A 25,314-nucleotide genomic window follows, 5' to 3' on the forward strand; every position below is an offset into this window, starting at 1 on the left:
CGTTTCCTGTGAATACCCTCGCAGAGGACGCGATCCCCTCCCAGTCTTCGGGAGGTGCGCGTCGGGGCCGCCGACGCGGCGGCCCGTTCTCGAGGAGAGGGAGCCCCAGTGGCGCGAACCACCACGAACACCCCGAGCGTCCGCCGACGCCGCTCGCTGATCGGCTCGAGCGCGATGATCGGAGCGGGCGCCCTCGTCGCCGGCTTCGCCTTCGCGCCGACGGCGAGCGCCGTCGAGCCGGTCGACTTCGCCGACACCGTCACGGTCGACGGCATCATGACCCACCTGGAGGCGCTCCAGTCGATCGCGGACGCCAACGGCGGCACCCGCGCGATCGGCACCCCGGGCTATGAGCTGAGCGGCGAGTACGTGGAGAAGGTCCTCGCGGGCGCCGGCTACACGACGCAGCGCCAGGACTTCACCACCGCGACGCAGACGATCGACGCGTTCACGCTGACCACCGGGACCGGCGCCGTCGGCACCCCGATGGAGTTCACTCCGTCGACGCCCGAGGGCGGCGTGACCGGTGAGCTCATCGCCCCCGTCGATCCGCTCGGCTGCACCACGGACGCCTGGACCGGCCTCGACGCCACCGGGAAGGTCGCGCTCGTCAGCCGCGGCTCCTGCAGCTTCCTCGAGAAGTCGGTCGCCGCCGGTGCCGCCGGCGCCGCCGCGATCATCATCTACGACAACGCGCCGAGCGACGCCCTCAACGGGACGTTCGGCGGACAGGACGAGGCCGCCGTCCCCGGCGTCGGCGTCACGCAGGCCGAGGGTCAGGCGCTGCTGGCGTCGCTCCCCGCGAGCGTCTCGGTCCTCATCGACCAGACGACGACCGAGGTGGAGACCTTCAACATCGTCACGGAGACCCCGGGCGGCGACCACGACAACGTGGTCATGCTCGGCGCGCACCTCGACAGCGTGCCCGCCGGCCCCGGCATCAACGACAACGGCTCCGGATCCGCGACGCTGCTCGAGACGGCCGTGCAGCTGGCCGCCGCGGGCGACACGACCAACGCGGTCCGCTTCGCCTGGTGGGGCGCCGAGGAGGTGGGCCTGGTCGGCTCCTACACCTACGTCGACTCCCTGACGGAGGAGGACGCCTCGAAGATCGCGACCTACATGAACTTCGACATGGTCGCCTCGCCGAACTACGTGATCTCCGTCTACGACGCGGACCAGTCCACCTACGAGGCCCCCGTGGACGTGCCCGCCGGCTCGATCGCGACCGAGAAGGCGTTCACCGACTACTTCGACTCGATCGACCAGCCCTGGATCGACACCGCGTTCGACGGACGCAGCGACTACGACGGCTTCATCTCGGTCGGCATCCCGTCCTCGGGCGTCTTCACCGGCGCCGACGACGTCAAGACGGAGGAGGAGGTCGCGCTGTTCGGCGGCACCGCCGGCATCACGCACGACCCGAACTACCACTCCGCCGCCGACGACATCGACAACATCAACCAGGAGGCGCTCGGCATCACGTCGAAGGCCATCGCCTTCGTGACCGCCTCGTTCGCCGCGGACACCTCCGCGATCGACGCCGAGAAGGACCCGACCACGCCGACCCCGACGCCGGAGCCCACCGTGGCCCCGACCGCCGAGCCGACCGTCGCTCCGACCGCGCAGCCGACCGTCGCCCCGACGACCGCGCCCACCACCGCGCCGACGGCCGCTCCCACCCCGAGCAGCACGCCGACCGCCGTGGCGCCGCACCCCGGCGGCCGCCCGCCCCTGGCCTCGACGGGAGCCGACGTCGGCCTGCCGCTGGGCCTCGGCGGACTGCTGATCACCGGCGGCGTCGGCGGGCTCCTGCTCGCCGCGCTGCGCCGCCGGCGCGCCGAGCGCGCCTAGCCGCCACCGCCCCGGTGCCGTCCGGCCGTCGCCCCGCGCGACGACCGGACGGCACCGTCGTTCCGCCCTGGGGGGACCCCGGACCGTCGAGACCACCCGCTGCAGCGGGTCCCTTCGACGGTCGGGGGCTCCCTCGCGTCCGACAGGGCTTCCGGCGGCCGGGGGACACGGTGTTCACTGGGCGCATGCGAGCCATCTGGAAGGGCGCGATAACCTTCGGCCTGGTCAACGTGCCGGTGAAGATCTACAGCGCGACCGAGGACCACGACATCCCGCTGCACCAGGTCCACGACAAGGACGGCGGGCGGATCCGGTATCAGCGCAAGTGCGAGATCTGCGGCGAGGTCGTCACCTTCGACCACATCGACAAGGCCTACGACGACGGCGAGCGCACCGTGGTCCTGTCCAAGGACGAGCTCAAGGCGCTGCCGGAGGAGCGCGACCGCGAGATCGACGTCGTGCAGTTCGTGCCCAGCGAGCAGGTCGACCCGATCATGTTCGACCGCGCCTACATCCTGGAGCCCGACTCCTCCTCCCCCAAGGCCTACGTCCTGCTGCGCCGCACCCTCGAGCAGACGGACCGCACCGCGATCGTCGAGTTCGCGCTGCGGCAGAAGACCCGCCTCGCCGCGCTGCGCGTGCGCGGCAAGCTCCTGATGCTGCAGACCCTGCTCTGGGCGGACGAGGTGCGGGAGGTCGAGTTCCCGTCGCTGGAGGGCAGCACCCGGATCGCGGCGCGCGAGCTCGAGATGTCGGCGCACCTGGTCGACTCCTACTCCGAGGACTTCGACGCCGCGAAGTTCCACGACGCGTACCAGGAGGAGCTGCGCACGCTGATCGACGCCAAGATCGAGCAGGGCGACGCCCTCGACACCGCCGCGACCTTCGGCGAGGCGCCGGAGGAGGAGGGCGGCGGCGAGGTGCTCGACCTGATGGAGGCGCTCAAGCGCTCGGTCGAGCGCAGCCGCGGGGCGAAGGGCGCGCCGGCGGAGGAGGCTCCCGCCGAGAAGAAGGCCGCGACGAAGCCCGCCCCGAAGAAGGCGGCGAAGACTCCGGCGACGACCGCCGCGAAGAAGAAGCCCGCGGCGAAGAAGGCCGACACGGAGAAGGGCGCCGACGCGCCTGCGAAGAAGCGGACCCCGAAGAAGACCGCGGCGGCGGAGAAGGCGGCGTCCTAGCCCCGCCGGATGCGGAGGGTCGGGGTCGGACGGAGCCTCAGGCCCGCTCGGCCGCCCGGTCGGGCTCGTCGGCCGCGTCCAGCTCGTCCACGTCGTCGAGGTCGACCGCGACCGAGCTGACCAGCGCGAGCAGCGCCTCCGCGTAGGCGTTCTCGGCCGCCGCGTCCTCGAAGGTCCGCGCCCGGCCGCCGAGCTCGACCTCGACGGCGAACCGCGTCTCCGGCTCGGCGAGGCGACGGAGGGAGCGGAAGGTCCCGCGGAGGAGCTCGCGCAGCTGGTCCTCCCGCGGCAGCCAGAGCGAGTCCTCCAGGGAGACGGAGTCGAGCGCCCATTCCGTGGTGCCGTTGAAGCCGAGGACGGTCCCGCTCGGGTACTCGTGCGCCTCGATGGTCATGTCGCTGACGGTGAAGACGTCGCCGTCGAAGCCCTCCCGCTCGATGCGGAAGCGGTCACCGGTGCGGGGCGTCCAGCGCACGCCCGCCGTGCGCAGGGCACGGGCCAGCTCGAAGGAGATCATCCGACGAGTGTGGCCCGCGAAGCCGCGAACGCGCCGCGAGCGGCACCCGCGCGCCCCGATGTCGGTGGATGAGTTTACGTTCATGAAACGTCCGGTTCACAGGCCGGGCACCCGCACTGCATAGCGTGACCATGCGTGCCCCTTCCGGGGGTGCGCCGGCCGCGCCGCGCGACGACGCTGCGACCGCTCTTCCGAGCGGCGATCGAGAGGACCACCATGCCCGACTCTCCCACCCCGCCCGACCGCCGCCGGAGGCGCGGGCTCGGCCTGGCGGCCCTGACCGGACTGGCCCTGGCGGCCGCTCCGCTGGTCGCGACCTCCGCCGCGGCCGCGCCCTCGGGCGACGAGCTCGTCATCAGCGAGGTCTTCGCCCGCGGAGGCTCCGCCGGTGCCGCGTTCAGCAACCGCTACGTGGAGCTCTACAACCCCACCGCCGCCGAGATCGCCCTCGGCGGCCTCTCGATCCAGTACCGCTCGGCGACCGGCACCGCGAACCCCACCACGACCGTGCCGCTCACCGGCTCGGTGCCCGCGGGCGGCCACTTCCTGCTCGCCGGCGCCAGCAACGGCACCAACGGCGCGGCCCTGCCGACGCCCGACCAGAGCGCGAACGGCCTCAACATGGCCGCCGCGGGCGGCACCCTCTTCCTCGTCGACGGGACCTCGGCGCTCGTGGCGCCGCCCACCGGCGCCGCCGCCCAGCCGGACGCGGTGATCGACCTCGTCGGCTACGGCACCTCGAACACCTTCGAGTCGTCCGTCGCCACGGTGCCCTCCCTCACCCAGACGATCGCCCGCGCAGACACCGCCACCGGCGACACCGACGTCAACTCGGCCGACTTCGCGCTCGGCGCACCGACCCCGCAGGCCGCGGGCGGAGGATCCGAGCCCGAGCCCACGACGCCGCCGACGACTACCCCGCCGACCACCCCGCCGGCCGAGATCCCGGCCGTCTCCATCGCGGAGATCCAGGGCACCGGCGACGCGTCGCCGCTCGTCGGCAGCACCGTCACCACCTCCGGCGTCGTCACCGCGCGCTACCCGTCCGGCGGCTACAACGGCTACGTCATCCAGACCCCCGGCACCGGCGGCGAGAGCTCGCGCACGGCCTCCGACGCCGTCTTCGTCTTCTCCTCCGCCTCCGTCGGGTCGGTCGCGATCGGCGACCACCTGCGCATCACCGGCGAGGTGAGCGAGTACAACGGCCTGACCGAGCTCACCCCGACCTCGGCCGCGACCGTCGTGAAGCTCGACGACGCCGCCGCAGCGCCGGTCCCGGCCGCCGTCGCGCTCCCCCGCACCGCCGCCGAGCGCGAGGTGCTCGAGAGCATGCTGATCGCTCCGCAGGGCGCCTACACGGTCACCGACACCTTCGACCTGAACAGCTTCGGCTCGGTCGGCCTCGCCGCCGGCACGTCCCCGCTGCTCACGCCGACCGAGGTCGCCCGCCCCGGCTCGCCGGAGCTCGCGGCCGTCGTCGCCGACAACGCCGCCCGCGCGATCACCCTCGACGACGGCGCCTCGATCAACTTCCTCGGCGCCGCCGCGAACAAGGCGATCCCGCTGCCCTACCTCACCACCACCGCGCCGATCCGCGTGGGTGCTCCGGCGACCTTCACCCGCCCCGTCGTCCTCGACTACCGCAACGGCGGCTGGGCCTTCCAGCCCACCACGCAGCTGACCGTCGAGAACGCCGGCGACGTGCAGCCCGCGACCTTCGCGAACACCCGGACCGCGAAGCCCGAGGCCGTCGGCGGCGACCTCTCGATCGCGTCCTTCAACGTGCTCAACTACTTCTCCACCACCGGCGACTCGATCACCGGCTGCACCTTCTACACCGACCGCGACGGCGACCCCGTCACGGTCAACAGCGGCTGCGACGCCCGCGGAGCGGCGAACGCCGATGACCTCGAGCGCCAGCAGGCCAAGATCGTGACCGCGATCAACACCCTCGGCGCGGGCGTCGTCTCGCTCGAGGAGATCGAGAACTCGGCCAAGTTCGGCAAGCCGCGCGACGAGGCCCTCGCCAACCTGACCGCCGCGCTGAACACGGCGGCCGGCTCCGAGGTCTGGGCCTACGTACCCTCCCCCGCAGCGCTCCCCGCGCTCGCGGACGAGGACGTCATCCGCACCGCCTTCATCTACAAGAAGGCCGTCATCGAGCCGGTCGGCGAGTCCGTCGTGCTCAACGACACGGTGAACTTCTCGAACGCCCGCAAGCCCCTCGCCCAGGAGTTCCGCCTCCTCGGCGACAGCGCCAGCGAGTTCGTCGCGATCGTGAACCACTTCAAGTCGAAGGGCTCCGGATCCGGCGCCGACGCCGACCAGGGCGACGGCCAGGGCGCCTCGAACGCCTCGCGCGTGAAGCAGGCGACCGCCCTCGTCGCCTTCGCCGACCGCCTCCGCACCGAGAAGGCCACCGAGCTCGTCTACCTGCTGGGCGACTTCAACGCCTACTCGAAGGAGGACCCGGTGAAGGTGATCACCGACGCCGGCTACATCGACCAGGGTGCGAAGGACGGCAAGTACTCGTACTCGTTCGACGGCGCGGTCGGCTCGCTGGATCACGTCTTCGCCTCGCCCGCGGCCGACAGGACGGTCACCGGGGTCGACACCTGGAACATCAACAGCGGCGAGTCCGTGGCACTGGAGTACAGCCGCTACGACTACAACGCGACGATCTTCTACGACACCTCGGCGTACCGCTCCAGCGACCACGACCCGGTCGTCGTCGGCCTCGACCTGCCCGAGACCCAGACGGACCCGGAGCCCGAGCCCGTCACGGTCATCGACGTCGCGACCACCGCCTCCACCAAGCGCCTCGCCGTCGTGCGGACGCTGACGGTGTCGGCGGTGAACAACGGCGACGAGACGGTCTCGATCGAGATCACGACGGCGTACGGCAGCAAGACGAAGAAGACGGTCAAGCCCGGCCAGTCGTTCACGGTGAAGACCGTGACCGTCTTCAAGCCCATCAAGGCCGGCACGGCGACCATCGAGGTCACCGCGCCCGACGGCACCGAGCGCGTCTACAAGCAGGCGTACCGCGGCGCCTGATCCCGCGCGACCCCTGACCTCGACGAGCTCCGGCTCCTAGAGTTCGGGGATGCCCGAGGGAGACAGTGTGCACCGTCTCGCCGCCCGCCTCAGGCGGGCGGCGGACGGTCGCACCGTCCTCGAGGGCGAGCTGCGCTCCGGGGACGCGGCCGGCACTTCCCTCGCCGGGCTGAGGATCCTCGAGCACGACACCCACGGCAAGCACCTCCTCACCCGCTTCTCCGGCGGAACGACCCTGCACACCCACCTGCGGATGCAGGGCTCCTGGACCGTGACCGCTCCCGGCCGAGCGGTCCCCCGCTCGGTGCAGAAGGACGTCCGCGTCCGCCTCCGCCTCGACGACGACTCGACCGTGTGGGGCATCGACCTCCCGGTCGTCGAGCTCCTCGCCACCCGCGACGAGCCGCGCGCCGTCGGGCACCTCGGGCCCGACCCGCTCCGCGCGGACTGGGACGCCGACGAGGCCGTCCGGCGCCTCTCCCGCCTCCCGGACCGGCCCGTCGTCGCCGCACTCCTCGACCAGCGCTGCCTCGCGGGCCTCGGCAACCTCTGGGCCAACGAGGCCTGCTTCCTCCGCGGGGTCTGGCCCTGGCGGCCGATCGGCTCCCTCGACGTCCGCGCCCTCGTGGCGACCGCGGCGAGAGGCCTCCGCGCCTCCGGCACGATCCCGGGGATGTTCCAGACCACCACCGGTGACACCCGCCGCGGCGAGCGGCACTGGGTCGCGGGGCGCGCCGGGCGCCCGTGCCTGCGCTGCGGCACGACGGTGCTCGTCCGCGACGAGGTCCGCGACGACCCCGAGCAGCGCCGCACCTGGTGGTGCCCGCACTGCCAGCCGGAGCAGGCGGCCGCCCCCTGAAGCCCGCGTACCGCTGCCGACGGCCCGTGCGTAGGCTGGCCGCATGACGAACGAGTGGGGAACTCCGGACCCGTCCGCCCGGCGAGACCGGTCCGCGGAGGTCGTCCCGGCGGACGCCTCCGGCGAGGAGGTGGAGACCGCCCGCGTCGAGGACGCCGAGCGCGCGCTCGCTGTGCGCGAGGTCAAGCGGCGCCGCGACTTCCTGGGATCGGTCGGCGGATGGGCGAGCGTCTCGGCGATCACGACCGCCGTCTGGGTCGGCACAGGGGCCGACGGCTACTTCTGGCCGATCTGGCCGATGATCGGGATCGGGATCGGCGTCGTCGGCCAGGCCGCGTCGATCTGGGGTCCCGCCCGCAAGGAGATCACCGAGGCGGACATCGCCGCCGAGATGCAGCGCCGGGAGAAGCGCGGCCGCTGATCAGTCCAGGCGGCCGACCGAGGTGACGCGGACGACGGCCGCACCCTGCTCGTCCGACTCGGCGAGGTCGACGGTCGCCGAGATCCCCCAGTCGTGGTCGCCGGCCGGATCGTCGAAGATCTGCCGCACGAGCCACTGCGTCGGCTCCTCCGTGACGAGCAGCATCTTCGGCCCCCGGGCGTCGGGCCCGATGCCGATGCTGTCGTGCTCGTCGTAGTAGTCGTCCAGCGCGGCGCCCCACGCGTCGGCGTCGAAGCCGGCGGCGGCGTCGAGCTCGCCGAGCGCCTCGTGGTCGTCGAGGGCGGCGAGGGTCACCCGGCGGAACATCTCGTTGCGCACCAGCACGCGGAAGGCGCGGTGGTTCGCGGTGAGGCGGCGCGGAGCGGGCGGCACGATCGCCTGGTCCGCCGCGTGGAGCGCCGGATTGACCAGCTCCTCCCACTCGTCGACCAGCGAGGAGTCGACCTGGCGCACGAGCTCGCCCAGCCACTCGATCAGGTCGTGCAGCTCCTCGTTCTTCAGCTCGTCGGGGATGGTCTGCCGGGCCGCGCGGAACGCGTCGGACAGGTAGCGCAGCACCAGTCCCTCCGAGCGGGAGAGCTTGTAGAACGCGGTGTACTCGCCGAAGGACATCGCCCGCTCGTACATGTCGCGCACGACCGACTTCGGCGAGAGCTCGAAGTCCTTCACCCACGGCTGCGCCGCGGTGTAGGTCTCGAAGGTCGCCTCGAGGAGCTCCTCGAGCGGCTTGGGGTGCGTGACGGACTCGAGCAGCTCCATCCGCTCCTCGTACTCGATCCCGTCGGCCTTCATCGCGGCGACGGCCTCGCCGCGGGCCTGGAACTGCTGGGCCCCCAGGATCGGGCGCGGGTCGTCGAGGGTCGCCTCGAGCACCGAGATCACGTCGAGCGCGAAGCTCGGCGACTCCGGGTCGAGAACGTCGAACACGGCCAGCGCGAACGGCGATAGCGGCTGGTTGAGCGCGAAGTTCGGCTGCAGGTCGACGGTCAGGCGGATGCGGGTCACGCCGTCGGCGCCGACGCTCTGCTCGACCACGCCCGCCTCCCGCAGCGTCCGGTAGATGCCGAGCGCCCGGCGGGCGAGCTGCAGCTGCCGCTTCCACGGCTCGTGGTTGTCGAAGATCAGGGCGTGCACGTTCGCGTAGGCGTCGCCGCCGCGGGCGATCACGTTCAGCAGCATCGCCGACGTGATCGTCATGTGCGAGGTCAGCGTCTCGGGCTCGGCGTCGACGAGCTTGCGGAAGCTCGGCTCGCCCCAGCTGACGAAGCCCTGCGGCGCGCGCTTGGCGACCCACTTCCTCCGCTTCTTCGGGTCGTCGCCCATCTTGTCGAGCGCCTTCCGGTTCTCGGACTCGTGCTCGGGGGCCTGCACGACCACGGTCCCGGCGGTGTCGTACCCGGCGCGACCGGCGCGGCCGGCGATCTGGTGGAACTCGCGGGCCGAGAGCTGGCGGGTCCGGGTGCCGTCGTACTTGGTCAGCGCGGTGAGCAGCACGGTGCGGATGGGGACGTTGATGCCGACGCCGAGGGTGTCCGTGCCGCAGATCACGCGCAGCATGCCCTGCTGGGCGAGCTGCTCGACCAGGCGGCGGTACTTCGGCAGCATGCCCGCGTGGTGGACGCCGATCCCCAGCCGGAGCAGCCGGGAGAGGGTCTTGCCGAACGCGGTGGTGAAGCGGAAGCCGCCGATCACCTCGGCGATGCGGTCGCGGTGCTCGCGGGTGGCGATGTTCGCGCTGGTGAGCGCCTGCGCGCGCTCGAGAGCGGCCGCCTGCGAGAAGTGCACGACGTAGACCGGCGACTGGTTCGTCGAGAGCAGCTCCTCGATGGAGTCGTGGATCGGAGCGATCTCGTAGAAGTAGTGCAGCGGCACCGGGCGCTCCACGCCGGTGACCCGGGCGGTCTCCCGGCCCGTGCGGCGGCTGAGGTCGGCGGCGAGCGCCGTCACGTCGCCGAGGGTGGCCGACATCAGCACGAACTGCACGTGAGGGAGGGTGAGCAGCGGCACCTGCCAGGCCCAGCCGCGCGCCGGGTCCGCGTAGAAGTGGAACTCGTCCATCACGACCTGGTCGACCGGGGTGTCCTCGCCGTGCCGGAGCGCGAGGTTCGCGAGGATCTCGGCCGTGCAGCAGATGATCGGCGCGTCGGCGTTCACCGAGGAGTCGCCGGTGACCATCCCGACGTTGGAGGCGCCGAAGACGTCGACCAGCGCGAAGAACTTCTCGGAGACGAGCGCCTTGATCGGTGCCGTGTAGAAGCTGCGGCGCCCGGAGGCGAGCGCCGCGGCGTGCGCGCCGATCGCGACGAGCGACTTCCCGGTGCCGGTGGGCGTCGAGAGGATCAGGTTGGAGCCGGAGGCGATCTCGAGCATGGACTCGTCCTGCGCCGGGTAGAGCGGGAGGCCGCGCGACTCCGCCCACTCGGTGAAGGCCAGGTAGACCGCGTCGTCGTCGACGCGCCCGTCCGCGTCGGGCGTCGGCATCCGGTCGAGCAGCGTCGAGGTCATCCCCCCATCCTCCCAGCCCGCGGCCCGTCGCTCAGGTGCGATCCGTCACGGACGGCCCGTGCGCCCCCGCCTCACGGGCCGCGGGTGACGGATCGGTCCGCCGGAGCGAGGGCCCCGTCGACGAGTCCGACGACGCGGTCCGCGTCGGCCAGCACGGCGGGGTCGTGCGAGACGCAGACCACGGTCGCGCCGCGGTCCGCCTCCGCGCGCAGGACCGACCGGATCCGCTCCGCACTCGCTGAATCGAGACCGGTAGTGGGCTCGTCCAGGAGCAGCAGGCCGGCCCCGCGGGCGAGCCCTTGGGCGAGGAGCGCCCGCTGCCGCTGACCGCCGGAGAGCACCGCGAAGGGCTCCCGGGCGAGCGCGGCGATCTCCATCCGCTCGAGCGCGGTGGCGATCGCGTCCGCCGCGCGCGCGTCGCTGCGGCGGAGGCGGCCGAGCCGACCCCAGGTGCCCACCGCGACCACGTCGCGCACCGTCACCGGGAGGCGGTCCGGGATCGACGCCCGCTGCGGCACGAAGGCGATCGCTCCGGTGACGTCCCGCGTGCCGGACGTCAGTGGACGCACTCCCGCGATCACCTCCAGGAGCGTCGACTTGCCGGCGCCGTTCGGCCCGGCGATCACGGTCAGCGAGCGCGCGGCGACGTCGAGATCGACCCCCGCGAGAGCGCGGCGGGAGCCGAAGTCGACGTGAGCGCCTCGGAGGCGGACCGGGGGCTCGGGCGGGGGTGAGACGTCCATCCCGACGAGCGTACAGCAGTGATAACTGTTCTCATTATCGTGTACGGTCGGGCACCATGCTCTGCCTCCTCGCCGGAATCCTCGAGCCGTTCGCTCTCGACTTCCTCCAGCGCGCCCTCCTCGGCGGCGTCCTCGTCGCGGTCCTCTGCGGCGTCGTCGGCACCTGGGTGGTCCTCCGCGGGATGGCCTTCCTCGGCGAGGCGCTCGCCCACGGGATGCTCCCCGGCGTCGCCCTCGCGACGGTGCTCGGCGCGCCCGTCCTCGTGGGCGGCGCAGCCAGCGCGGTGCTGATGAGCCTCGGCATCGCGGCCCTGCAGCGGCGCGGACGACTGTCCTACGACACCAGCATCGGCCTGCTCTTCGTCGCCATGCTGGCGCTGGGGGTCATCGTGATCTCGCACTCGGGCAGCTTCGCCACGGACGCGACCTCGATCCTCTTCGGCGACATCCTCGCGATCACTCCCGTCGACATCGGGCTGCTCGCCGCCGCCGCCGGAGTCGGCCTCCTCGTCGCAGCGGCCTTCCACCGCCCGCTCGTCGCCCTGGCGCTGGATCCGCGCATCGCCGCGGTGCTCGGCCTCGGTCCGCGCTCGGCTCAGGCCGCGCTGGTCGGCCTGGTGACCCTCGCCGTCGTCGCCTCCTACCAGGCGGTCGGCTCGCTCCTCGTCGTCGGGCTCCTGCTGGCTCCCGCGGTGGCCGCCGGTCACTGGACCACGCGCATCCCGACCCGGATGCTGCTCGCGTCGATCCTCGGCGCGGCCTCCGTGCTCGTCGGCCTGCTCGTCTCCTGGCACGCGGCCACGGCCGCGGGCGCCTCGGTCGCCGGCACGGCCATCGCGGTCGCCGCGGTGTCCTGGGCGGTCCGCTCGGCCGCGTCGGCCCTCGCGTCCCGGTCGGGCCCTCAGCCGGTCGCCGCATGAGGCCCTGCCGGCACCGCCCCTCCCCCGCTCACCCTCGAAAGGACTCCGTGCACTCCCGAACCACCGCCTCCACCGTCCTCCTGGGCGCTCTCGCGCTGGGCCTGGCCGCCTGCTCGACCGATGCCTCCGCGCCGGCCGCGGACGACACGGGCTCCGGCCACGGCGCCGTCGCGAACGCCGCCGAGCTCGCCGAGCCGCGCCTGGGGCTGACGTCGATCGACCCGTCGGGCGCCGTGTCGCACCTCGACCTCCTCGACGAGACGGTCACCGGCCTCGGCACCATCGGCGCACCGAGCGCGATGACGACCGACGGCCGCTACCTCTTCGCCCAGACCGATGCGGGCGTCGAGATCGTCGACAGCGGCGTGTGGACCTGGGACCACGTGGACCACTTCCACTACTACCGCGCGGACCCCCGCCTGATCGGCACGGTCGAGGGCTCCGGGACGGCCGTCGTCGCCACGACGAACCTCTCGACCACCGGCGGAACCGGACTCTTCTTCCCCGACACCGGCGAGGCGATCCTCCTCGACACCGAGGCGCTGTCGAAGGGGGCGATCGTCGAGCGGTTCCGGAAGGACGTCGAGCCCGGACCCGGGATGGTCGTGCCCGTCGGCTCGTCCGCACTGGTGACCGAGGGGTCCGGATCCGGAGCGGCCGTCGCCGGCTACGACTCGGACGGCGAGCCGACGGGCCTCCGCGAGGCCTGCCCCGACCCCGCCGGGACGATCACCACCCGCGTCGGCGCCGTCATCGGCTGCTCCGACGGCGCACTCCTGGCGTCGATCGAGGACGAGGAGCTCATCGTCGAGCGGATCCCCTACCCCGCCGGCACCACCGCGCCACCCGCCGCCTCCTTCGACAACCGCGAGGGCCGCCCCACGGTCGCCGGCCTCGCCGGGGACGCGGGCATCTGGCTCCTCGACACCCGGGAGCGCTCCTGGAGCCTCCTCCCCTCTCCCGCCCCGCTGGCGCAGGTCACCGCGGTGGACGACGCGGACGAGACCGTCCTCGCCCTCGCCGCCGACGGCCGCGTGCTGGTGCTCGACGGCTCCGACGGTGCGGTCCTCGCCGAGACCGCGCCCCTCGTCGCGGACACGACCGCGGACGGCTCGCGGCCCGTCCTGATCGCCGACCAGCAGCGGGCCTACCTCAGCGCGCCCGCCGAGCGGAAGCTGCACGAGATCGACTACGCGGACGGCGCGCGCCTCGCCCGCACCTTCGAGACCGCCACCGAGCCGGCCTTCACGGCGGAGACGGGCCGATGAGGCGCCGCTGGGCCCTCGCGTCCGCCGCGGCGGTCCTGCTCCTGTCGGGCTGCACGTTGGCGGAGGAGGACGAGAGGCCCCTCGTCATCGTCTCCACCAACATCCTCGGCGACGTCGTGGGCGAGCTCGTCGGCGACGAGGCGCAGATCGTCACGCTGATGAAGCCCGACGCCGACCCGCACTCCTTCGAGATCTCGGCACAGGAGGCGGCGCGCCTGCGCTCCGCCGACCTCGTCGTCTCGAACGGGCTCGGACTCGAGGAGGGCCTGCAGCAGCACCTCGACGAGGCCTCCGCTGAGGACGTCCCCGCGTTCGTCGCCGGCGACGCCGTCGACGTCCTCGACTACAGCGAGGGCGACGCGGAGGGGAGCCCGGACTCGCACTTCTGGACGGACCCCGGCCGGATGATCGACGTCGTCGACTCCCTCGGGCCCGTGCTCGCCGCGCTCGACGGCGTCGATCCGACCGCGGTCCGGGACCGGACGGACGGCTACCGCGCCGAGCTCGAGCGGCTCGACTCCGAGATGGCCGCGGCGTTCGCCGCGATCCCGGCCGAGCGCCGCGCCCTCGTCACCAACCATCACGTCTTCGGGTACCTCGCCGACCGCTTCGACTTCGACGTCGTCGGCGCCGTCATCCCGGGAGGCACGACCCTCGCGGCGCCGTCCGCCTCCGACCTCGCCGATCTCGTCGACGCGGTCGAGCAGACCGGCGTCCCCACGATCTTCGCGGAGTCCTCGTCTCCCGACCGCCTGGTCCAGGCGCTGGCGAGCGAGGCCGACATCCGCGTGGAGGTGGTCGAGCTGTTCACGGAGTCCCTGACGGGGCCCGAGGGCGGCGCTCCCGACTACCTCGCCATGATGCGCGTCAACACGCAGCGCATCGCCACCGGGCTCTCCCCGTGAGCCCTCCGATCCACCACCAGGAAGAAGAAGCACCCATGCAGAATCCCCACGTCCGGCGGGCGGGCCTCGGCCTGATCGCCGCCTGCTCGATCACGGTCCTCGCGGCCTGCTCGTCGAGCTCGACCCCGGCCGCCGAGTCCTCGGCGTCCACCGCACCGGCCACCGAGGCCGCGGCGGCCGCCGGCGCCCGCGTCGCCGTCGCCTACGAGGGCGGCATCCTCGTCCTGGACGGCGAGACCCTCGAGACCGTCGCGGACATGGACTCCGAGGAGTTCACCCGCCTCAACCCCGCCGGCGACGACCGCCACGTCATGGTCACCATGAGCGAGGGGTTCCAGCTCCTCGACACCGCCGCCGGCACCGGCGGCGAGCCGGAGCTGACGGACATCGTCTTCCCCGCGGACACCCCGGGCCACGTCGTCCGGCACGCCGGGAAGACCGTCCTCTACGCCGACGGCACGAGCGACACGACCGTCCTCGAGACCGCCGACCTGGCGTCCTCGGGCGGGATGCCCGAGACCGAGACCATCCCGGGAGTCGAGGCGCACCACGGCGTCTCGATCGTCCTCGAGGACGGCACCTTCCTCACCACGGTCGGTGATGCCGACGGGCGCAACGGCATCGAGGTGCGCGACGCCTCCGACGCCGTGACGGCCACGAACGACCAGTGCCCCGGAGTCCACGGAGAGGGCACGGCCGAGAACGAGGTCGTCGTCTTCGGCTGCGAGAACGGCGCCCTGGTCTACGACGGCGGCGAGATCACGAAGCTCGAGGCTCCGGACCAGCCGTACGGCCGCATGGGCAACGCCTGGGTCAGCGAGACCAGCCCGATCATCGTCGGCGACTACAAGGACGACCGCGACGCCGAGGGCTACCTCCTGCACCGCGTGGCGCTGATCGACACCGAGGCGAAGACCCTCGACGTCGTCGACCTGCCCGAGGGCGTCGAGTACACCTTCCGCGGCGTCGCCCGCGGCCCCGACGACCTGGCGTACATGATCGCCTCGGACGGCGCGATCCACGTCCTCGACCCCGGGACCGGCGAGCTGACCGCCTCCTACCCCGTCGTCGACGCCTGGGAGAGCCCGGTCGAGTGGCAGGACCCGCACCCCGCGATCACGGTCGCCGGGGACATCGCCTACGTGACCGACCCGGCCGCCGACAGCATCCACGCCGTCGACCTCACCACGGGAGAGGTCGTCGCCACGGGCGAGCTCGACGTCACGCCGAACGAGATCGCCGTCGCCGCGAGCTGACCATCGGCACGGAGGAGGGGCGCGGGGCCGTGGGCTCCGCGCCCCTCCTGTTCACCTGGAGGGGCCAGGATCTCCGCATGACGACCGACTTCGATCTCGACCAGGTGGTGCGCGACGTGACCGCGAACGTGCGCAAGAAGTTCCCCGACCACTCCGAGGAGCAGGTCGCGCCGCTCGTGCGCGAGGAGCTCGCGGACCTGCAGGACCGGCCCGTGCAGGACTACCTGACGGTGCTGACGGAGCGAGCGGTCAAGCGCCGCCTCAAGCGCGAGGCGCGCGGGGAGTAGACCGGGTCAGGCGAGCGCCCGCTCGATCGACGCCCGCAGCGCCGGAGCCGGCCGGAGCGCGCCCGCCTCCTCCGCCTCGAGGAGCGCCTGCGCGTCCGCCGGGCTGTGCTCGCGGTACCAGCGGTCGACCGGGACGCCGTGCCCGGGCCGGCTCAGGACCTCGACGGCGTCGCCCGCCTCCACCGATCCGCGGTGCAGCACACGCAGGTACGCGCCGGTGCGCCCCTCGTCGGCGAAGCGCTTCACCCACTGCGGCTCTCCGAGGGCCCGCTGGAACGTCGCGCACGGCGTCCGCGGCATCGTCACCTCGACCTCGACCGCCTCGCCGATCCGCCAGCGCTCGCCGATCACGGCTCCGCTCACGTCGAGGCCCGCGATCCGCAGGTTCTCGCCGAACATCCCCGCGGCCACCGGCCGCCCCAGGCGCTCCGCCCACCAGAGCGCGTCCTCGTCGGAGTAGGCGTAGAGCGCCTTGTCGAGGCCGCCGTGGTGCGCGCGATCGGCCTGCACGTCGCCGTGGAGGCCCAGGTCGCGCACTCCGACGGGACCCTCGACCGGCCGCTTGTCGATCGCGGTCACGCCGACCGTGCCGGAGTCGGGCAGGAGGCGGGCGACGCGGCACACGGCGAGCAGGCGGGGCATGCCGCCATGGTGCCAGCACTAGGCTCGCCGCGTGCGCGACGCGACCGCTCCTCCCCGGCTCGACCCCCTCCTCCTCGACGGCCTCGCCGAGGGGTACGCCGGGGACACGGGCGCCCGGGAGCACGCCGAAGGACTGCGCTTCGCCGGCACCGACCTCACCGGCGCCGATCTCACCGCGGCCTCCTTCAGCGAGTGCGCACTGGAGGGGGTGGTCCTGGACGGCGCCCAGCTGCGGGCCGCGTCGATCGCGGAGTCGCGGCTCGAGCGGCTGGACGTCCCCGGGCTCTCGGCGCCGCGGAGCCGGCTCCGATCCGTCGAGCTGCTCGCCTCACGGCTGGGCTCGGCCGAGCTCTACGAGAGCACCTGGGAGCAGGTGCGCATGGCCGACTGCAAGCTCGGCTACCTGAACCTCCGCGGCGCCGCGGTGCGCGACGTGCTGCTCGAGCGCTGCACGATCGACGAGCTCGACCTGGCGGGTGCGACCGGCACGCGGCTGCGCCTGGTCGACTGCGACGTCCGCTCCCTCGATCTCTCCCGGGCCCGGATCGAGCACCTCGATCTGCGCGGCGCCGAGCTGCACGTGCTCACCGGGCTGGACGGCCTCCGCGGCGCCACCCTCTCCGAGCTGCAGCTCAGCCTGCTGCTGCCGCTGTTCGCGGAGCACTTCGGGGTGCGGGTGGGCTGAGCCGCCGGTCCGCCTAGCGCCGGCGGGCGATCAGCCGCGTCAGAGCGCGGCGGCCGAGGAGGAACACGGCCAGCACGACGGCCGTCACGATCACGAAGCTCCACTGCACGCCCTGCCCGGAGGCGATCCGCAGGAGCATCCCGCCCGCGACGGTCACCGCCCAGACGACGAGCCCGGCGGGCACGATCCGGTCCGGCGAGCGCCACGAGCGCGTGACCACCCAGCCGAGCAGGAGCGCCGCCAGGAACGGCCAGAGCGTGGTGAGCAGGCCGATCAGCGCCGACCCCTCGTCGTGGCTCCCGCGGCCGATCAGCACGAAGACCAGGACGAGCACGGCGTCGAGGGCGAGGCCGAGCCCCGCGCGCCGGGTCATGCGGGCTCCGTCACGAAGTCGATGAGCTGCTCGACCCGGCCCAGCAGCGCCGGCTCCAGGTCCTGGAAGGTCCGCACCCGGCCGAGGATGCGCTGCCAGGCGCGCGCGATGTCGGCCTGCTCCTCGTGCGGCCAGCCGAGCGCCTCGCAGATCCCGTGCTTCCACTCGGTTCCGCGAGGGATCTCGGGCCAGCGCTCCAGGCCGATCCGGCCGGGCTTCACGGCCTGCCAGACGTCGATGTAGGGGTGGCCGACGACGAGGACGTGGGCGCCGTGCGGACCGGCGGCGACCTGCTCGGCGATCCGCGACTCCTTCGAGCCGCGCACCAGGTGGTCGACGAGCACGCCGATGCGGCGCCCCGGACCGGGCCGGAACCCGCGCACCAGCTCGTCGAGGTTGTCGACGCCCTCGATGTACTCGACGACGACGCCCTCGACCCGCAGGTCGTGGCCCCAGACCTTCTCGACCAGCTCGGCGTCGTGCCGACCCTCGACGTAGATGCGGCTGGGCAGGGCGACCCGCGCCTTCGCGTCGGCGACGTGGAAGGAGCCGGAGGCGGAGCGCGCGCGACCGAGACCGGCGTCGCGCTTCAGCCCGGGCGCCTTGAGCGACACGGGCTTCCCCTCGAGGAGGAACCCGGGCCCCAGCGGGAACACGCGGACCTTGCCGAACCGGTCCTCCAGCCGCACCATCCGCAGCTCCACTCCGAGCACGGCGCCCACGAAGCCGGAGGCGACCTCCTCGACCACCAGATCGCGCTCGGCCTCGACCACCGCCACCTCGACCCTGCCGCGGGCGCGCCAGTCGCCGGCGAGCACGTCCTGCCCGTACCTGTCCTCGTCCATCGCACCGAGGGTAGCCGGAGGCGCGCGGGGCGCCGCGCGGACACGGCGCATGCACCTCTGCTTACATGAGCAGATGACCGAGGACCTCGAACCCGCCGCCGAGCTCTTCAAGGTGCTGTCCTCCTCCTCCCGGCTGCGCCTGCTCCGGGCCCTCGCCGAGGAGACGTCGACGGTCGGGCGGCTGGCCGAGGTGACCGGGCTCTCGCAGCCGCTGGTCTCGCAGCACCTGCGGATGCTCCGCACCGCCGGGCTGGTCGCGGTCGAGCGCGTGGGCCGCGAGGCGCACTACTCCGTCGCCGACACCCACGTCACGCACATCGTCGACGACGCTGTCCGGCACGCCCTGGAGGGGTGACCTCCGTCCTTGTCGGGAACGATGATCGCTCTCGATTAGGCGCATCCATTGCAATGCGTTTATGGATCTGGTCGACTGGAGCCCGTCGCGTCCGCGGCCCCCGCATCCGGAAAGGCAGCACAATGAGCACCACCGATCTCCACGCCGAGCACCCCGTCACCGAGCACGAGCACGGCGAGGGCTGCGGCCACCCGGCCGTGCAGCACGAGGACCACGTCGACTACGTCCACGGCACGCACCACCACGCCCTGCACGGCGACCACTACGACGAGCACGAGTCGGAGGCCGAGCACTCGACCGCCGACCACGAGCACGGCGACGCCTGCGGCCACGAGACCGTGCAGCACGACGACCACGTCGACTTCGTCCACGACGGCCACAAGCACGCCGCTCACGCCGGCCACTACGACGAGCACTGAGGCCGTGCGCGACGGGAGTGCTCGCACCCTCCCGTCGGCGCTCAGCCCTGACGTGCCTTGAAGCGCGGGTTCAGCTTGTTGATCACGAAGACGCGGCCCCGGCGGCGGACCACCTGCGAGCCGGGCTGCGCCTTCATCGACCTGAGGGAGTTGCGGACCTTCACGGATGCTCCTGTCGTTAATGAGAACTGTTATCGATAGAGTAGCGGCTCATGGATCCCCGCCACCCCGCACCCCCCGCACTCGCCGTCACCCTCGTGAGCGCGACCGAGCCCCACGACGCCGCGCGGACCGCCGCGCTCCTCGCCGGCAGGCCCGAGTCCCGGATCGACCTCGAGGTCGACCTGCCCGGCGCCGACGGCCCCGCCTTCGCGGAGGAGCTGCACCGGCGCCTCGCCGCCGACGCCGACGACGGTCACCGCGGTCACACCGTCGTCGCCCTCGACGCCGAGGCGGACCCGCTCGAGATCGGACTCGTCCTCGAGCACCTCTGCGCGCAGCGGCATCCGGCCGACACCCGCATCGCGATCCTCGACGTGGTCGCCGTGACGTCGACAGAGGAGATCCTGCGCGTGCTCTGCGGCGGCGCGGGCCCCTCGTCCGACCCGGCGGAGCGCCTCGCCGCCCGCCTGGAGTTCTCGAGCCTCATCGCCCTCGCCGAGCCCCTCTCCGACAGCGACCCCGAGCGGACCGCACTCGTCCGCGACCTCCTGCGAGCACTCGCCCCCACCGCCGATCTGCTCCCCGCCGGTGAGCTCCCGGCGGAGCCACGGAGGCTCCACCCCCGGCGCGCGCACGCGATCGCCTCCTCGATGGGCTGGCAGTGCGCCCTCAACGGGACCTCGCGGCGCCGCGCCTCGGGCACGACCGTCGAGGAGTTCGTGTTCCGCGATCCGCTGCCCTTCCACCCCGGCCGCCTGAGCACGGCGGTCCACGGGGAGCTGGTGGCGGAGAAGGTGGGCCGCATCCTCCGCTCCCGCGGCCTGGTGCGCCTGGCGACGCGCGCCGACCGGGTCGGCTCGTGGTCGGTCGCCGGCGACGTGCTGACGCTGGACCCGACCAGCCTGCTCAGCTGGGACGAGGACGCGCCTCTCGGCCAGGAGCTCGCCTTCTTCGGGACGGGCCTGGACACCGGGAGGCTGACCGCCGTCCTGCAGAGCTGCCTGCTCACCCCCGAGGAGCTGCTGGCCGGCCCCGCCGCCTGGGCGGAGTACGCGGACCCCTTCCCGCGTTGGGTGGACGAGCACCGGCACTGAGTAGGGCGTCCTCTGCCGCGCGGGACTCGACGAGAGCGACCCGCCGAGGACACCATTAGGCGAATGGTCCTCCGAACGCGCCATCGGACTTCTGGAACCCGCCCGATCATTGATGATCTGCGATAACCCTGCAATTGTGACTGGTGTCAAAGATGACGTTGAGAGAAGGAGATGTTCTTGCCAGGCGCCAGAAGATCGGTTCGAGCGCTGCTCATGGGCACCGTACTTGCTTTCACTTCATTGGTCGCGACACCTGCGACGGCCGATCCGGGAGTCGTCACAGCGACCCGAACAGCAGAATCGACAATGCAATCTTTCGGCTTGCTCACGCCTATCGCCGCCTCCAGTGAACGCGCCGCTCGACTAAGCTCCGAATCAGAGCACCTGGAGCCGAGCGGCTCCCTCTCGACGAAGTCCGGCCTCACGGTCGAATACAGGAACCACAGCGTCGGCATCACTCCAGGAACCGCTGTCCGATCGGCGAGCGTCGGGCCTTCAGGCGCGCTCGTCTACAACATGAGCGACTCCTACGATTACGCGTTCACAGGGGCAGGCCATGTTCTCAATGCGGGCTTTGCTCTCATCAAGGACCAGGCAGCCCCATCTGATTACAGATTCGACGTGACCGTGGATGGAGAACCCGCCATCCTTGAGTTCATCGATCACTCGGTTGCGGTGAAGGATTCACACGGACGGACCGTCAACTTCATAAATCCGGCCTGGGCCTCAGATTCCACCGGCGCTCCTGTCAGGACCAGTTTCTCGATCGACGGCGGCACGCTGGTGCAGAGAGTGCATCACACGGGCGCATCCTATCCCGTGGTCGCCGACCCCAGCCTCGCCTGTGACATCGCATTCTGTACAATCATGCTCAACAGAACCGAGACGAAAACCGCGTCGCAATCCACCGCAGCAGCGGCAGGATTACTGTGCGGATCAATGACGGCCGCATTCGCCCCCCTCGGAGCGGTGTGCGGCGCTTACGGCGCCGTATTCCACGTCGCCGCAGTTCAAGCGAACAACTCTGGCCAGTGCCTCGGCGCACGCTACCTCACTATAGGTGGCTCTCTGCACCCGGTCATCCAGCGCTGTTAGAGCGCGCGAAGAACAGCGAAGGAGATTCAATGGCCTCTGATCACGATCTCAGTCGGGCGATGCGCCGAGAATTGCGCAATCCCATCCTTGGAGGATTGGCGCTTCTGCTGTTCGGCGGTACAGCGGTTCTATTGCTTCTGTTCTGGTTCACCGATGCACGCGCCGTTCTCACGCCCTTCGTCGGGCCTGGAACGGGACTGGTCCTCACTGCTTTTACCGTGGAGGTAGCTCGACGCGCTAGGAGGCGCATGCGCGCGGAGGAGCGGGAGAGCTGACCTCGGAGCCTCGATCGACGGAGATTCTCGTCGCGCCATTGAGCGGCGAAAATCTCCGTCGCCGGTGGAGGACATTCCGTGTCTGACCAGCCCGGCCGGTATACGCCAACCGGAGTCGAACGATCGGACTATACAATTTGGGATGCAACCGACCTCTACGGCAAACGAAGAGTGATCGACGGAGGGGACGCAGCGCGGCCGTCCACCGTGCGGAGACGACGGGCGACCGCAGCGCCGACGGGCTCCGGGACGCACGGCGCCGACCGTGCGCCGGGAGTGTGACGCGCGGAGGCTCCCTCCGGGCGGCGGGTGAGTAGGCTGACCGGACAGCACGTGCTCCGGGGTCGGTGGGAATTCCGAACCGGCGGTCACAGTCCGCGAGCCGCAGCCCCTCGAGAGGGGCGGCGGTTGACCTGGTGGAACTCCAGGACCGACGGTGAAAGTCCGGAGGAGAGGCAGCACGAGCGTCGCGCATCACCGCGCGATGCTGAGCGACGGTGCCCGCGCACCGTCGATCGAGACCCCGGAGTTCGGCGACGAACGGAAGAACCGGGAATGACGATCGACTACGAGCACGCGATGCGCCGGGCGCTGGCGCTCGCCGAGCGCGGGCCCGCCCGCGGACCCAACCCGCGCGTGGGCTGCGTGATCCTCGCGCCCGACGGCACCGTCCTCGGCGAGGGCTGGCACCACGGAGCCGGCACCGCGCACGCCGAGGTCGACGCCCTGTCGCACGTCGCGGCGGGCGCCGCCGAGGGCGCGACGGCCGTCGTCTCGCTCGAGCCGTGCGACCACACAGGGCGCACGGGTCCCTGCAGCCGCGCCCTGATCGAGGCGGGCGTCTCCCGCGTCGTCTACGCTGTGCCGGACCCGGGCGAGCGCTCGGCCGGCGGCGGTCGCACCCTCCGCGAGGCCGGCGTCGAGGTGATCGAGGGCGTGCTCGCCGAGGAGGGAGAGCAGTTCCTCCACCCGTGGCTCACCGCGACCCGCCTGCACCGCCCCTTCGTCACGCTCAAGTGGGCCTCGACCCTCGACGGCCGCACCGCGGCGGCGGACGGCAGCAGCCGCTGGATCACCGGAGCGGCGGCCCGGCAGCGCGTGCACGAGCAGCGTGCCGCGCACGACGCGATCCTCGTCGGCACCGGGACCGTCCTCGCCGACGATCCCGCGCTCACCGCCCGCGGCGACGGAGGCGAGCTCCTCGCCCACCAGCCGGTGCCCGTCGTCGTCGGCACGCGCCCCGTGCCGCCAGGCGCCCGCCTGCACGAGCACCCCCGCGCCGTCGTGGTCGAGCGCACCCGCGACCTCGCCGCGGTCCTCGCGCACCTCTACTCCGCCGAGATCCGCAGCGTCTACGTCGAGGCCGGACCGACCCTCGCCTCCGCGCTCGTCGCCGCCGGACTGGTCGACGAGTACCTCGTGTTCCTCGCGCCCGCGCTCCTCGGCGGCCCCCGCCTCGCGCTCGGCGACCTCGGCGTGGAGAGCATCGGCGGGGCCCGGCGCCTCTCCCTCCGCTCGGTCGAGATCCTCGGCGACGACCTCCTCGTGACCGCGCGCCCCGACGTCCTCCCCGCGGGCGGTGCCGGCACCCCGGCCCGCCTCCCCCACGCCCTGCAGATGGAGACCCACTGATGTTCACCGGAATCATCGAGGAGAAGGGCGTCGTGACCGCTGTCGAGGCGGGCGCCGACGCGATCCGCCTCAGCATCCGCGGGCCCCTCGCCGTCGAGGGCGTGCGGCACGGCGACTCGATCGCGGTCTCGGGCGTCTGCCTCACCGTGGTCGAGCACACCGACCAGGGCTTCACCGCCGATGTCATGGCGCAGACCCTGCGGATGTCGACCCTCGACACCGTGGGCGTCGGCGACCCTGTGAACCTCGAGCGCGCCGCGCTGGTCGGCGACCGGCTCGGCGGCCACATCGTCCAGGGCCACATCGACGGCACGGCGACGCTGCTCGCGATCGCACCGGGCGAGGCCTGGCGGGTGCTGCGGTTCTCGCTGCCGACCGGCATCGCTCCGCTCGTCGTCGACAAGGGCTCGATCGCGGTGGACGGCGTCTCGCTGACCGTCTCGGCGATCAGCCCCGCCGCCGAGCCGGAGCAGTGGTTCGAGGTCTCGCTGATCCCCGAGACGCTCGCCGTCACCACGCTGGGCGCGCGCGCGATCGGCGATCAGGTCAACATCGAGACCGACGTCCTGGCCCGCCACGTCGAGCGGATGCTCGCACTGCGCTCGATCGCGGAGGCCCGCTCATGAGCCTCGCCACCATCCCCGAGGCCGTCGAGGCGCTGCGCGCCGGGCGCCCGATCATCGTCGCGGACGACGAGGGCCGCGAGAACGAGGGCGACGTCATCGTCTCGGCCCAGCTCGCCAGCCAGGAGACGATCGCCTGGATGGTCCGCCACTCCTCCGGGTTCATCTGCGCGCCGATGACCAACGAGATCGCCGACCGCCTCGCCCTGCCGCTGATGGTGGTCGAGAACGAGGACCCGCGCGGCACCGCCTATACGCTGTCCGTCGACGCGGCCGACCGGCTCTCCACCGGCATCAGCGCCTCCGACCGCGCGCACACCCTCCGCGTGCTGGCCGACCCCGAGGCGACCCCCTCCCGCCTGAACCGCCCCGGCCACATCCTGCCGCTGCGCGCCGTCGACGGCGGCGTGCGCGAGCGCGACGGGCACACGGAGGCGGCGGTCGACCTGATGAAGCTCGCCGGCCTGTACCCCGTGGGCGCGATCTCCGAGATCGTCGCCGAGGACGGCGAGATGATGCGGCTGCCCGGCCTGATCGCCCTCGGCGAGCGCGAGGGCGTGCCGGTGACCACGGTCGCGGCCCTCATCGCGTACCTGCAGGAGTTCCACTGCGACGCGGAGGTGCCCGTCACGGTCGCGGTCCCGGAGAGCGCGCGGGTGAGCTTCGAGGTCGAGACCACGGTGCCGACCACCCACGGCCCGTTCCGGATCCGCGCCTACCGCGACCGGCAGACCGGAGCGGATCACGTCGCGATCCTCGCGGGAGAGGTCGCCGCGGGGCGGCCCGCCCTGGTGCGCGTGCACTCCGAGTGCCTGACCGGCGAGGCGTTCGGCTCGCTGAAGTGCGAGTGCGGGCCCCAGCTCGACGCCGCCCTCGACACGATCCAGCGGGACGGCGGCGTCGTCGTCTACCTCCGCGGTCACGAGGGCCGGGGCATCGGCCTGATCAACAAGCTGCGCGCCTACCGCCTGCAGGAGGACGGCCTCGACACCCTCGACGCGAACCTCGCCCTCGGGCTCCCCGCCGACGCGCGGGACTACGGAGCGGCGGTCGGGATCCTCGAGGACCTCGGCCTCACCGAGGTGCGCCTGCTCACCAACAACCCCGAGAAGGTCCGCCAGCTCACCGACCGCGGCATCGTCGTCGCCGAGCGCGTGCCGCTCGTCGTCGGAGTCGGCGCCTTCAACGAGGGCTACCTCGAGACCAAGCGCGACCGCATGGGCCACACCCTCGACAGCGTCCTCGACCACGACCCCCTCGACGCCGGGATCTCCGGCCTCGCCCTCGACGCCGGGATCGCCGGCGCCACCACGAAGGAGTAGC

The 25,314-nt window shown here is 72.4% G+C and carries 26 protein-coding genes and 1 riboswitch; of the genes, 19 read left to right on the forward strand and 7 right to left on the reverse strand.

Annotated elements, in window-relative coordinates:
* Positions 1–108 precede the first annotated feature (108 nt).
* Both C5C63_RS06040 and C5C63_RS06045 read left to right on the forward strand, forming a co-directional pair.
* Positions 109–1,854 (forward strand): M28 family peptidase, encoded by a 1,746-nt coding sequence (locus C5C63_RS06040; protein WP_104325682.1) that lies wholly within the window; start codon positions 109–111, stop codon positions 1,852–1,854.
* A 185-nt stretch (positions 1,855–2,039) separates the two neighbouring features.
* Positions 2,040–3,032, forward strand: a complete 993-nt coding sequence (locus C5C63_RS06045; protein WP_104292295.1) for a Ku protein — start codon at positions 2,040–2,042, stop codon at positions 3,030–3,032.
* A 37-nt stretch (positions 3,033–3,069) separates the two neighbouring features.
* On the opposite strand, the gene C5C63_RS06050 is transcribed toward C5C63_RS06045, so the two are convergent.
* Entirely contained in the window at positions 3,070–3,549 is a 480-nt protein-coding gene (locus tag C5C63_RS06050) for a pilus assembly protein CpaE (protein WP_244229602.1), read from the reverse strand.
* A gap of 216 nt (positions 3,550–3,765) precedes the next feature.
* Between C5C63_RS06050 and C5C63_RS06055 the strand changes: the two genes are divergently transcribed.
* Genes C5C63_RS06055 through C5C63_RS06065 form a run of 3 tightly spaced genes read left to right on the forward strand, consistent with a single transcriptional unit; the run spans position 3,766 to position 7,886 of the window.
* Entirely contained in the window at positions 3,766–6,606 is a 2,841-nt protein-coding gene (locus C5C63_RS06055) for an ExeM/NucH family extracellular endonuclease (RefSeq protein WP_104292294.1), read from the forward strand.
* A gap of 49 nt (positions 6,607–6,655) precedes the next feature.
* Positions 6,656–7,465 (forward strand): DNA-formamidopyrimidine glycosylase family protein, encoded by an 810-nt coding sequence (locus C5C63_RS06060; protein WP_104292293.1) that lies wholly within the window; start codon positions 6,656–6,658, stop codon positions 7,463–7,465.
* Between the two features lie 43 nt (positions 7,466–7,508).
* Positions 7,509–7,886, forward strand: a complete 378-nt coding sequence (locus tag C5C63_RS06065; RefSeq protein WP_104325683.1) for a 2TM domain-containing protein — start codon at positions 7,509–7,511, stop codon at positions 7,884–7,886.
* On the opposite strand, the gene C5C63_RS06070 is transcribed toward C5C63_RS06065, so the two are convergent.
* Positions 7,887–10,412 carry an RNA helicase gene (locus tag C5C63_RS06070; protein WP_104325684.1) on the reverse strand — a complete coding sequence of 842 codons (2,526 nt, stop codon included), beginning with the start codon at positions 10,410–10,412 and terminating at the stop codon, positions 7,887–7,889.
* A 71-nt stretch (positions 10,413–10,483) separates the two neighbouring features.
* Entirely contained in the window at positions 10,484–11,155 is a 672-nt protein-coding gene (gene aztA / locus C5C63_RS06075) for a zinc ABC transporter ATP-binding protein AztA (protein ID WP_104325685.1), read from the reverse strand.
* A gap of 56 nt (positions 11,156–11,211) precedes the next feature.
* Between aztA and aztB the strand changes: the two genes are divergently transcribed.
* The 5 genes from aztB to C5C63_RS06100 all read left to right on the forward strand — a co-directional run bounded on the left by aztB (position 11,212) and on the right by C5C63_RS06100 (position 15,791).
* On the forward strand, positions 11,212–12,075 hold the full coding sequence (gene aztB, locus C5C63_RS06080) for a zinc ABC transporter permease AztB (RefSeq protein WP_104325686.1): 864 nt from the start codon (positions 11,212–11,214) through the stop codon (positions 12,073–12,075).
* 47 nt (positions 12,076–12,122) lie between these two features.
* Positions 12,123–13,343 carry an ABC transporter gene (locus C5C63_RS06085; protein ID WP_104325687.1) on the forward strand — a complete coding sequence of 407 codons (1,221 nt, stop codon included), beginning with the start codon at positions 12,123–12,125 and terminating at the stop codon, positions 13,341–13,343.
* Positions 13,340–14,248 (forward strand): zinc ABC transporter substrate-binding protein AztC, encoded by a 909-nt coding sequence (gene aztC, locus C5C63_RS06090; RefSeq protein ID WP_104325688.1) that lies wholly within the window; start codon positions 13,340–13,342, stop codon positions 14,246–14,248. The genes C5C63_RS06085 and aztC overlap by 4 nt, the downstream gene beginning before the upstream one ends.
* 35 nt (positions 14,249–14,283) lie before the next feature.
* Positions 14,284–15,504, forward strand: a complete 1,221-nt coding sequence (aztD, locus tag C5C63_RS06095; protein ID WP_104325689.1) for a zinc metallochaperone AztD — start codon at positions 14,284–14,286, stop codon at positions 15,502–15,504.
* Positions 15,505–15,581: 77 nt separating this feature from the next.
* Positions 15,582–15,791 (forward strand): three-helix bundle dimerization domain-containing protein, encoded by a 210-nt coding sequence (locus tag C5C63_RS06100; protein WP_104262881.1) that lies wholly within the window; start codon positions 15,582–15,584, stop codon positions 15,789–15,791.
* A gap of 6 nt (positions 15,792–15,797) precedes the next feature.
* Here C5C63_RS06100 and C5C63_RS06105 read toward each other — a convergent pair whose 3' ends face one another.
* Positions 15,798–16,433: an MOSC domain-containing protein gene (locus C5C63_RS06105; RefSeq protein ID WP_104325690.1), complete on the reverse strand. Its 636-nt coding sequence runs from the start codon at positions 16,431–16,433 to the stop codon at positions 15,798–15,800.
* Positions 16,434–16,464: 31 nt separating this feature from the next.
* Here C5C63_RS06105 and C5C63_RS06110 point away from each other — a divergent pair, with 31 nt between their 5' ends.
* Positions 16,465–17,118, forward strand: a complete 654-nt coding sequence (locus tag C5C63_RS06110; RefSeq protein WP_104325691.1) for a pentapeptide repeat-containing protein — start codon at positions 16,465–16,467, stop codon at positions 17,116–17,118.
* Positions 17,119–17,131: 13 nt separating this feature from the next.
* Here the strand turns inward: C5C63_RS06110 and C5C63_RS06115 are convergent, their stop codons facing one another.
* Complete coding sequence (locus C5C63_RS06115) at positions 17,132–17,491, reverse strand: DUF3054 domain-containing protein (RefSeq protein WP_104292286.1); 360 nt, start codon at positions 17,489–17,491, stop codon at positions 17,132–17,134.
* Positions 17,488–18,336, reverse strand: a complete 849-nt coding sequence (locus C5C63_RS06120) for a DUF3097 domain-containing protein (protein ID WP_104319393.1) — start codon at positions 18,334–18,336, stop codon at positions 17,488–17,490. Before C5C63_RS06120 ends, C5C63_RS06115 begins: the two co-directional genes overlap by 4 nt.
* Positions 18,337–18,409: 73 nt before the next feature.
* On the opposite strand from C5C63_RS06120, the gene C5C63_RS06125 reads away from it, so the two are divergent.
* A complete protein-coding gene (locus tag C5C63_RS06125; RefSeq protein WP_104222235.1) occupies positions 18,410–18,691 on the forward strand; it encodes a helix-turn-helix transcriptional regulator in 282 nt (93 codons plus the stop codon).
* 122 nt (positions 18,692–18,813) lie between these two features.
* Positions 18,814–19,110: a hypothetical protein gene (locus C5C63_RS17350; RefSeq protein WP_104222233.1), complete on the forward strand. Its 297-nt coding sequence runs from the start codon at positions 18,814–18,816 to the stop codon at positions 19,108–19,110.
* Between the two features lie 41 nt (positions 19,111–19,151).
* On the opposite strand, the gene ykgO is transcribed toward C5C63_RS17350, so the two are convergent.
* Positions 19,152–19,274, reverse strand: coding sequence for a type B 50S ribosomal protein L36 (gene ykgO, locus C5C63_RS06135; RefSeq protein WP_104226896.1), 123 nt, complete (start codon positions 19,272–19,274; stop codon positions 19,152–19,154).
* A 48-nt stretch (positions 19,275–19,322) separates the two neighbouring features.
* Here ykgO and C5C63_RS06140 point away from each other — a divergent pair, with 48 nt between their 5' ends.
* From C5C63_RS06140 to ribA, 6 genes are all read left to right on the forward strand, one after another.
* Complete coding sequence (locus C5C63_RS06140) at positions 19,323–20,366, forward strand: GTP-binding protein (RefSeq protein WP_104325692.1); 1,044 nt, start codon at positions 19,323–19,325, stop codon at positions 20,364–20,366.
* A 306-nt stretch (positions 20,367–20,672) separates the two neighbouring features.
* Positions 20,673–21,461: a hypothetical protein gene (locus C5C63_RS16695; RefSeq protein WP_146086362.1), complete on the forward strand. Its 789-nt coding sequence runs from the start codon at positions 20,673–20,675 to the stop codon at positions 21,459–21,461.
* A 29-nt stretch (positions 21,462–21,490) separates the two neighbouring features.
* On the forward strand, positions 21,491–21,736 hold the full coding sequence (locus C5C63_RS16700) for a hypothetical protein (protein WP_146078468.1): 246 nt from the start codon (positions 21,491–21,493) through the stop codon (positions 21,734–21,736).
* A 331-nt stretch (positions 21,737–22,067) separates the two neighbouring features.
* A riboswitch (FMN riboswitch) is annotated at positions 22,068–22,200 on the forward strand.
* A gap of 91 nt (positions 22,201–22,291) precedes the next feature.
* Positions 22,292–23,368, forward strand: a complete 1,077-nt coding sequence (ribD, locus tag C5C63_RS06145) for a bifunctional diaminohydroxyphosphoribosylaminopyrimidine deaminase/5-amino-6-(5-phosphoribosylamino)uracil reductase RibD (protein ID WP_258062884.1) — start codon at positions 22,292–22,294, stop codon at positions 23,366–23,368.
* Positions 23,368–23,994 (forward strand): riboflavin synthase, encoded by a 627-nt coding sequence (locus tag C5C63_RS06150; protein ID WP_104233719.1) that lies wholly within the window; start codon positions 23,368–23,370, stop codon positions 23,992–23,994. Before ribD ends, C5C63_RS06150 begins: the two co-directional genes overlap by 1 nt.
* The gene (ribA, locus tag C5C63_RS06155) at positions 23,991–25,313 is read left to right on the forward strand and encodes a GTP cyclohydrolase II (RefSeq protein ID WP_104222225.1); all 1,323 of its coding nucleotides are present in this window, start codon (positions 23,991–23,993) and stop codon (positions 25,311–25,313) included. The genes C5C63_RS06150 and ribA overlap by 4 nt, the downstream gene beginning before the upstream one ends.
* Position 25,314: the final 1 nt, after the last annotated feature.

This window comes from Rathayibacter sp. AY1B8 (assembly GCF_002932775.1).
Lineage (GTDB): Bacteria > Actinomycetota > Actinomycetes > Actinomycetales > Microbacteriaceae > Rathayibacter.

Bases quoted from the DNA above. Each gene is read 5' to 3' on its own strand.
- C5C63_RS06045 (WP_104292295.1), top strand. From the start codon at position 2,040: ATGCGAGCCATCTGGAAGGGCGCGATAACCTTCGGCCTGGTCAACGTG.
- C5C63_RS06050 (WP_244229602.1), bottom strand. From the start codon at position 3,549: ATGATCTCCTTCGAGCTGGCCCGTGCCCTGCGCACGGCGGGCGTGCGC.
- C5C63_RS06055 (WP_104292294.1), top strand. From the start codon at position 3,766: ATGCCCGACTCTCCCACCCCGCCCGACCGCCGCCGGAGGCGCGGGCTC.
- C5C63_RS06060 (WP_104292293.1), top strand. From the start codon at position 6,656: ATGCCCGAGGGAGACAGTGTGCACCGTCTCGCCGCCCGCCTCAGGCGG.
- C5C63_RS06065 (WP_104325683.1), top strand. From the start codon at position 7,509: ATGACGAACGAGTGGGGAACTCCGGACCCGTCCGCCCGGCGAGACCGG.
- C5C63_RS06070 (WP_104325684.1), bottom strand. From the start codon at position 10,412: ATGACCTCGACGCTGCTCGACCGGATGCCGACGCCCGACGCGGACGGG.
- aztA (WP_104325685.1), bottom strand. From the start codon at position 11,155: ATGGACGTCTCACCCCCGCCCGAGCCCCCGGTCCGCCTCCGAGGCGCT.
- aztB (WP_104325686.1), top strand. From the start codon at position 11,212: ATGCTCTGCCTCCTCGCCGGAATCCTCGAGCCGTTCGCTCTCGACTTC.
- aztC (WP_104325688.1), top strand. From the start codon at position 13,340: ATGAGGCGCCGCTGGGCCCTCGCGTCCGCCGCGGCGGTCCTGCTCCTG.
- aztD (WP_104325689.1), top strand. From the start codon at position 14,284: ATGCAGAATCCCCACGTCCGGCGGGCGGGCCTCGGCCTGATCGCCGCC.
- C5C63_RS06100 (WP_104262881.1), top strand. From the start codon at position 15,582: ATGACGACCGACTTCGATCTCGACCAGGTGGTGCGCGACGTGACCGCG.
- C5C63_RS06105 (WP_104325690.1), bottom strand. From the start codon at position 16,433: ATGCCCCGCCTGCTCGCCGTGTGCCGCGTCGCCCGCCTCCTGCCCGAC.
- C5C63_RS06115 (WP_104292286.1), bottom strand. From the start codon at position 17,491: ATGACCCGGCGCGCGGGGCTCGGCCTCGCCCTCGACGCCGTGCTCGTC.
- C5C63_RS06120 (WP_104319393.1), bottom strand. From the start codon at position 18,336: ATGGACGAGGACAGGTACGGGCAGGACGTGCTCGCCGGCGACTGGCGC.
- C5C63_RS06125 (WP_104222235.1), top strand. From the start codon at position 18,410: ATGACCGAGGACCTCGAACCCGCCGCCGAGCTCTTCAAGGTGCTGTCC.
- C5C63_RS17350 (WP_104222233.1), top strand. From the start codon at position 18,814: ATGAGCACCACCGATCTCCACGCCGAGCACCCCGTCACCGAGCACGAG.
- C5C63_RS06140 (WP_104325692.1), top strand. From the start codon at position 19,323: ATGGATCCCCGCCACCCCGCACCCCCCGCACTCGCCGTCACCCTCGTG.
- C5C63_RS16695 (WP_146086362.1), top strand. From the start codon at position 20,673: ATGCAATCTTTCGGCTTGCTCACGCCTATCGCCGCCTCCAGTGAACGC.
- C5C63_RS16700 (WP_146078468.1), top strand. From the start codon at position 21,491: ATGGCCTCTGATCACGATCTCAGTCGGGCGATGCGCCGAGAATTGCGC.
- ribD (WP_258062884.1), top strand. From the start codon at position 22,292: ATGACGATCGACTACGAGCACGCGATGCGCCGGGCGCTGGCGCTCGCC.
- C5C63_RS06150 (WP_104233719.1), top strand. From the start codon at position 23,368: ATGTTCACCGGAATCATCGAGGAGAAGGGCGTCGTGACCGCTGTCGAG.
- ribA (WP_104222225.1), top strand. From the start codon at position 23,991: ATGAGCCTCGCCACCATCCCCGAGGCCGTCGAGGCGCTGCGCGCCGGG.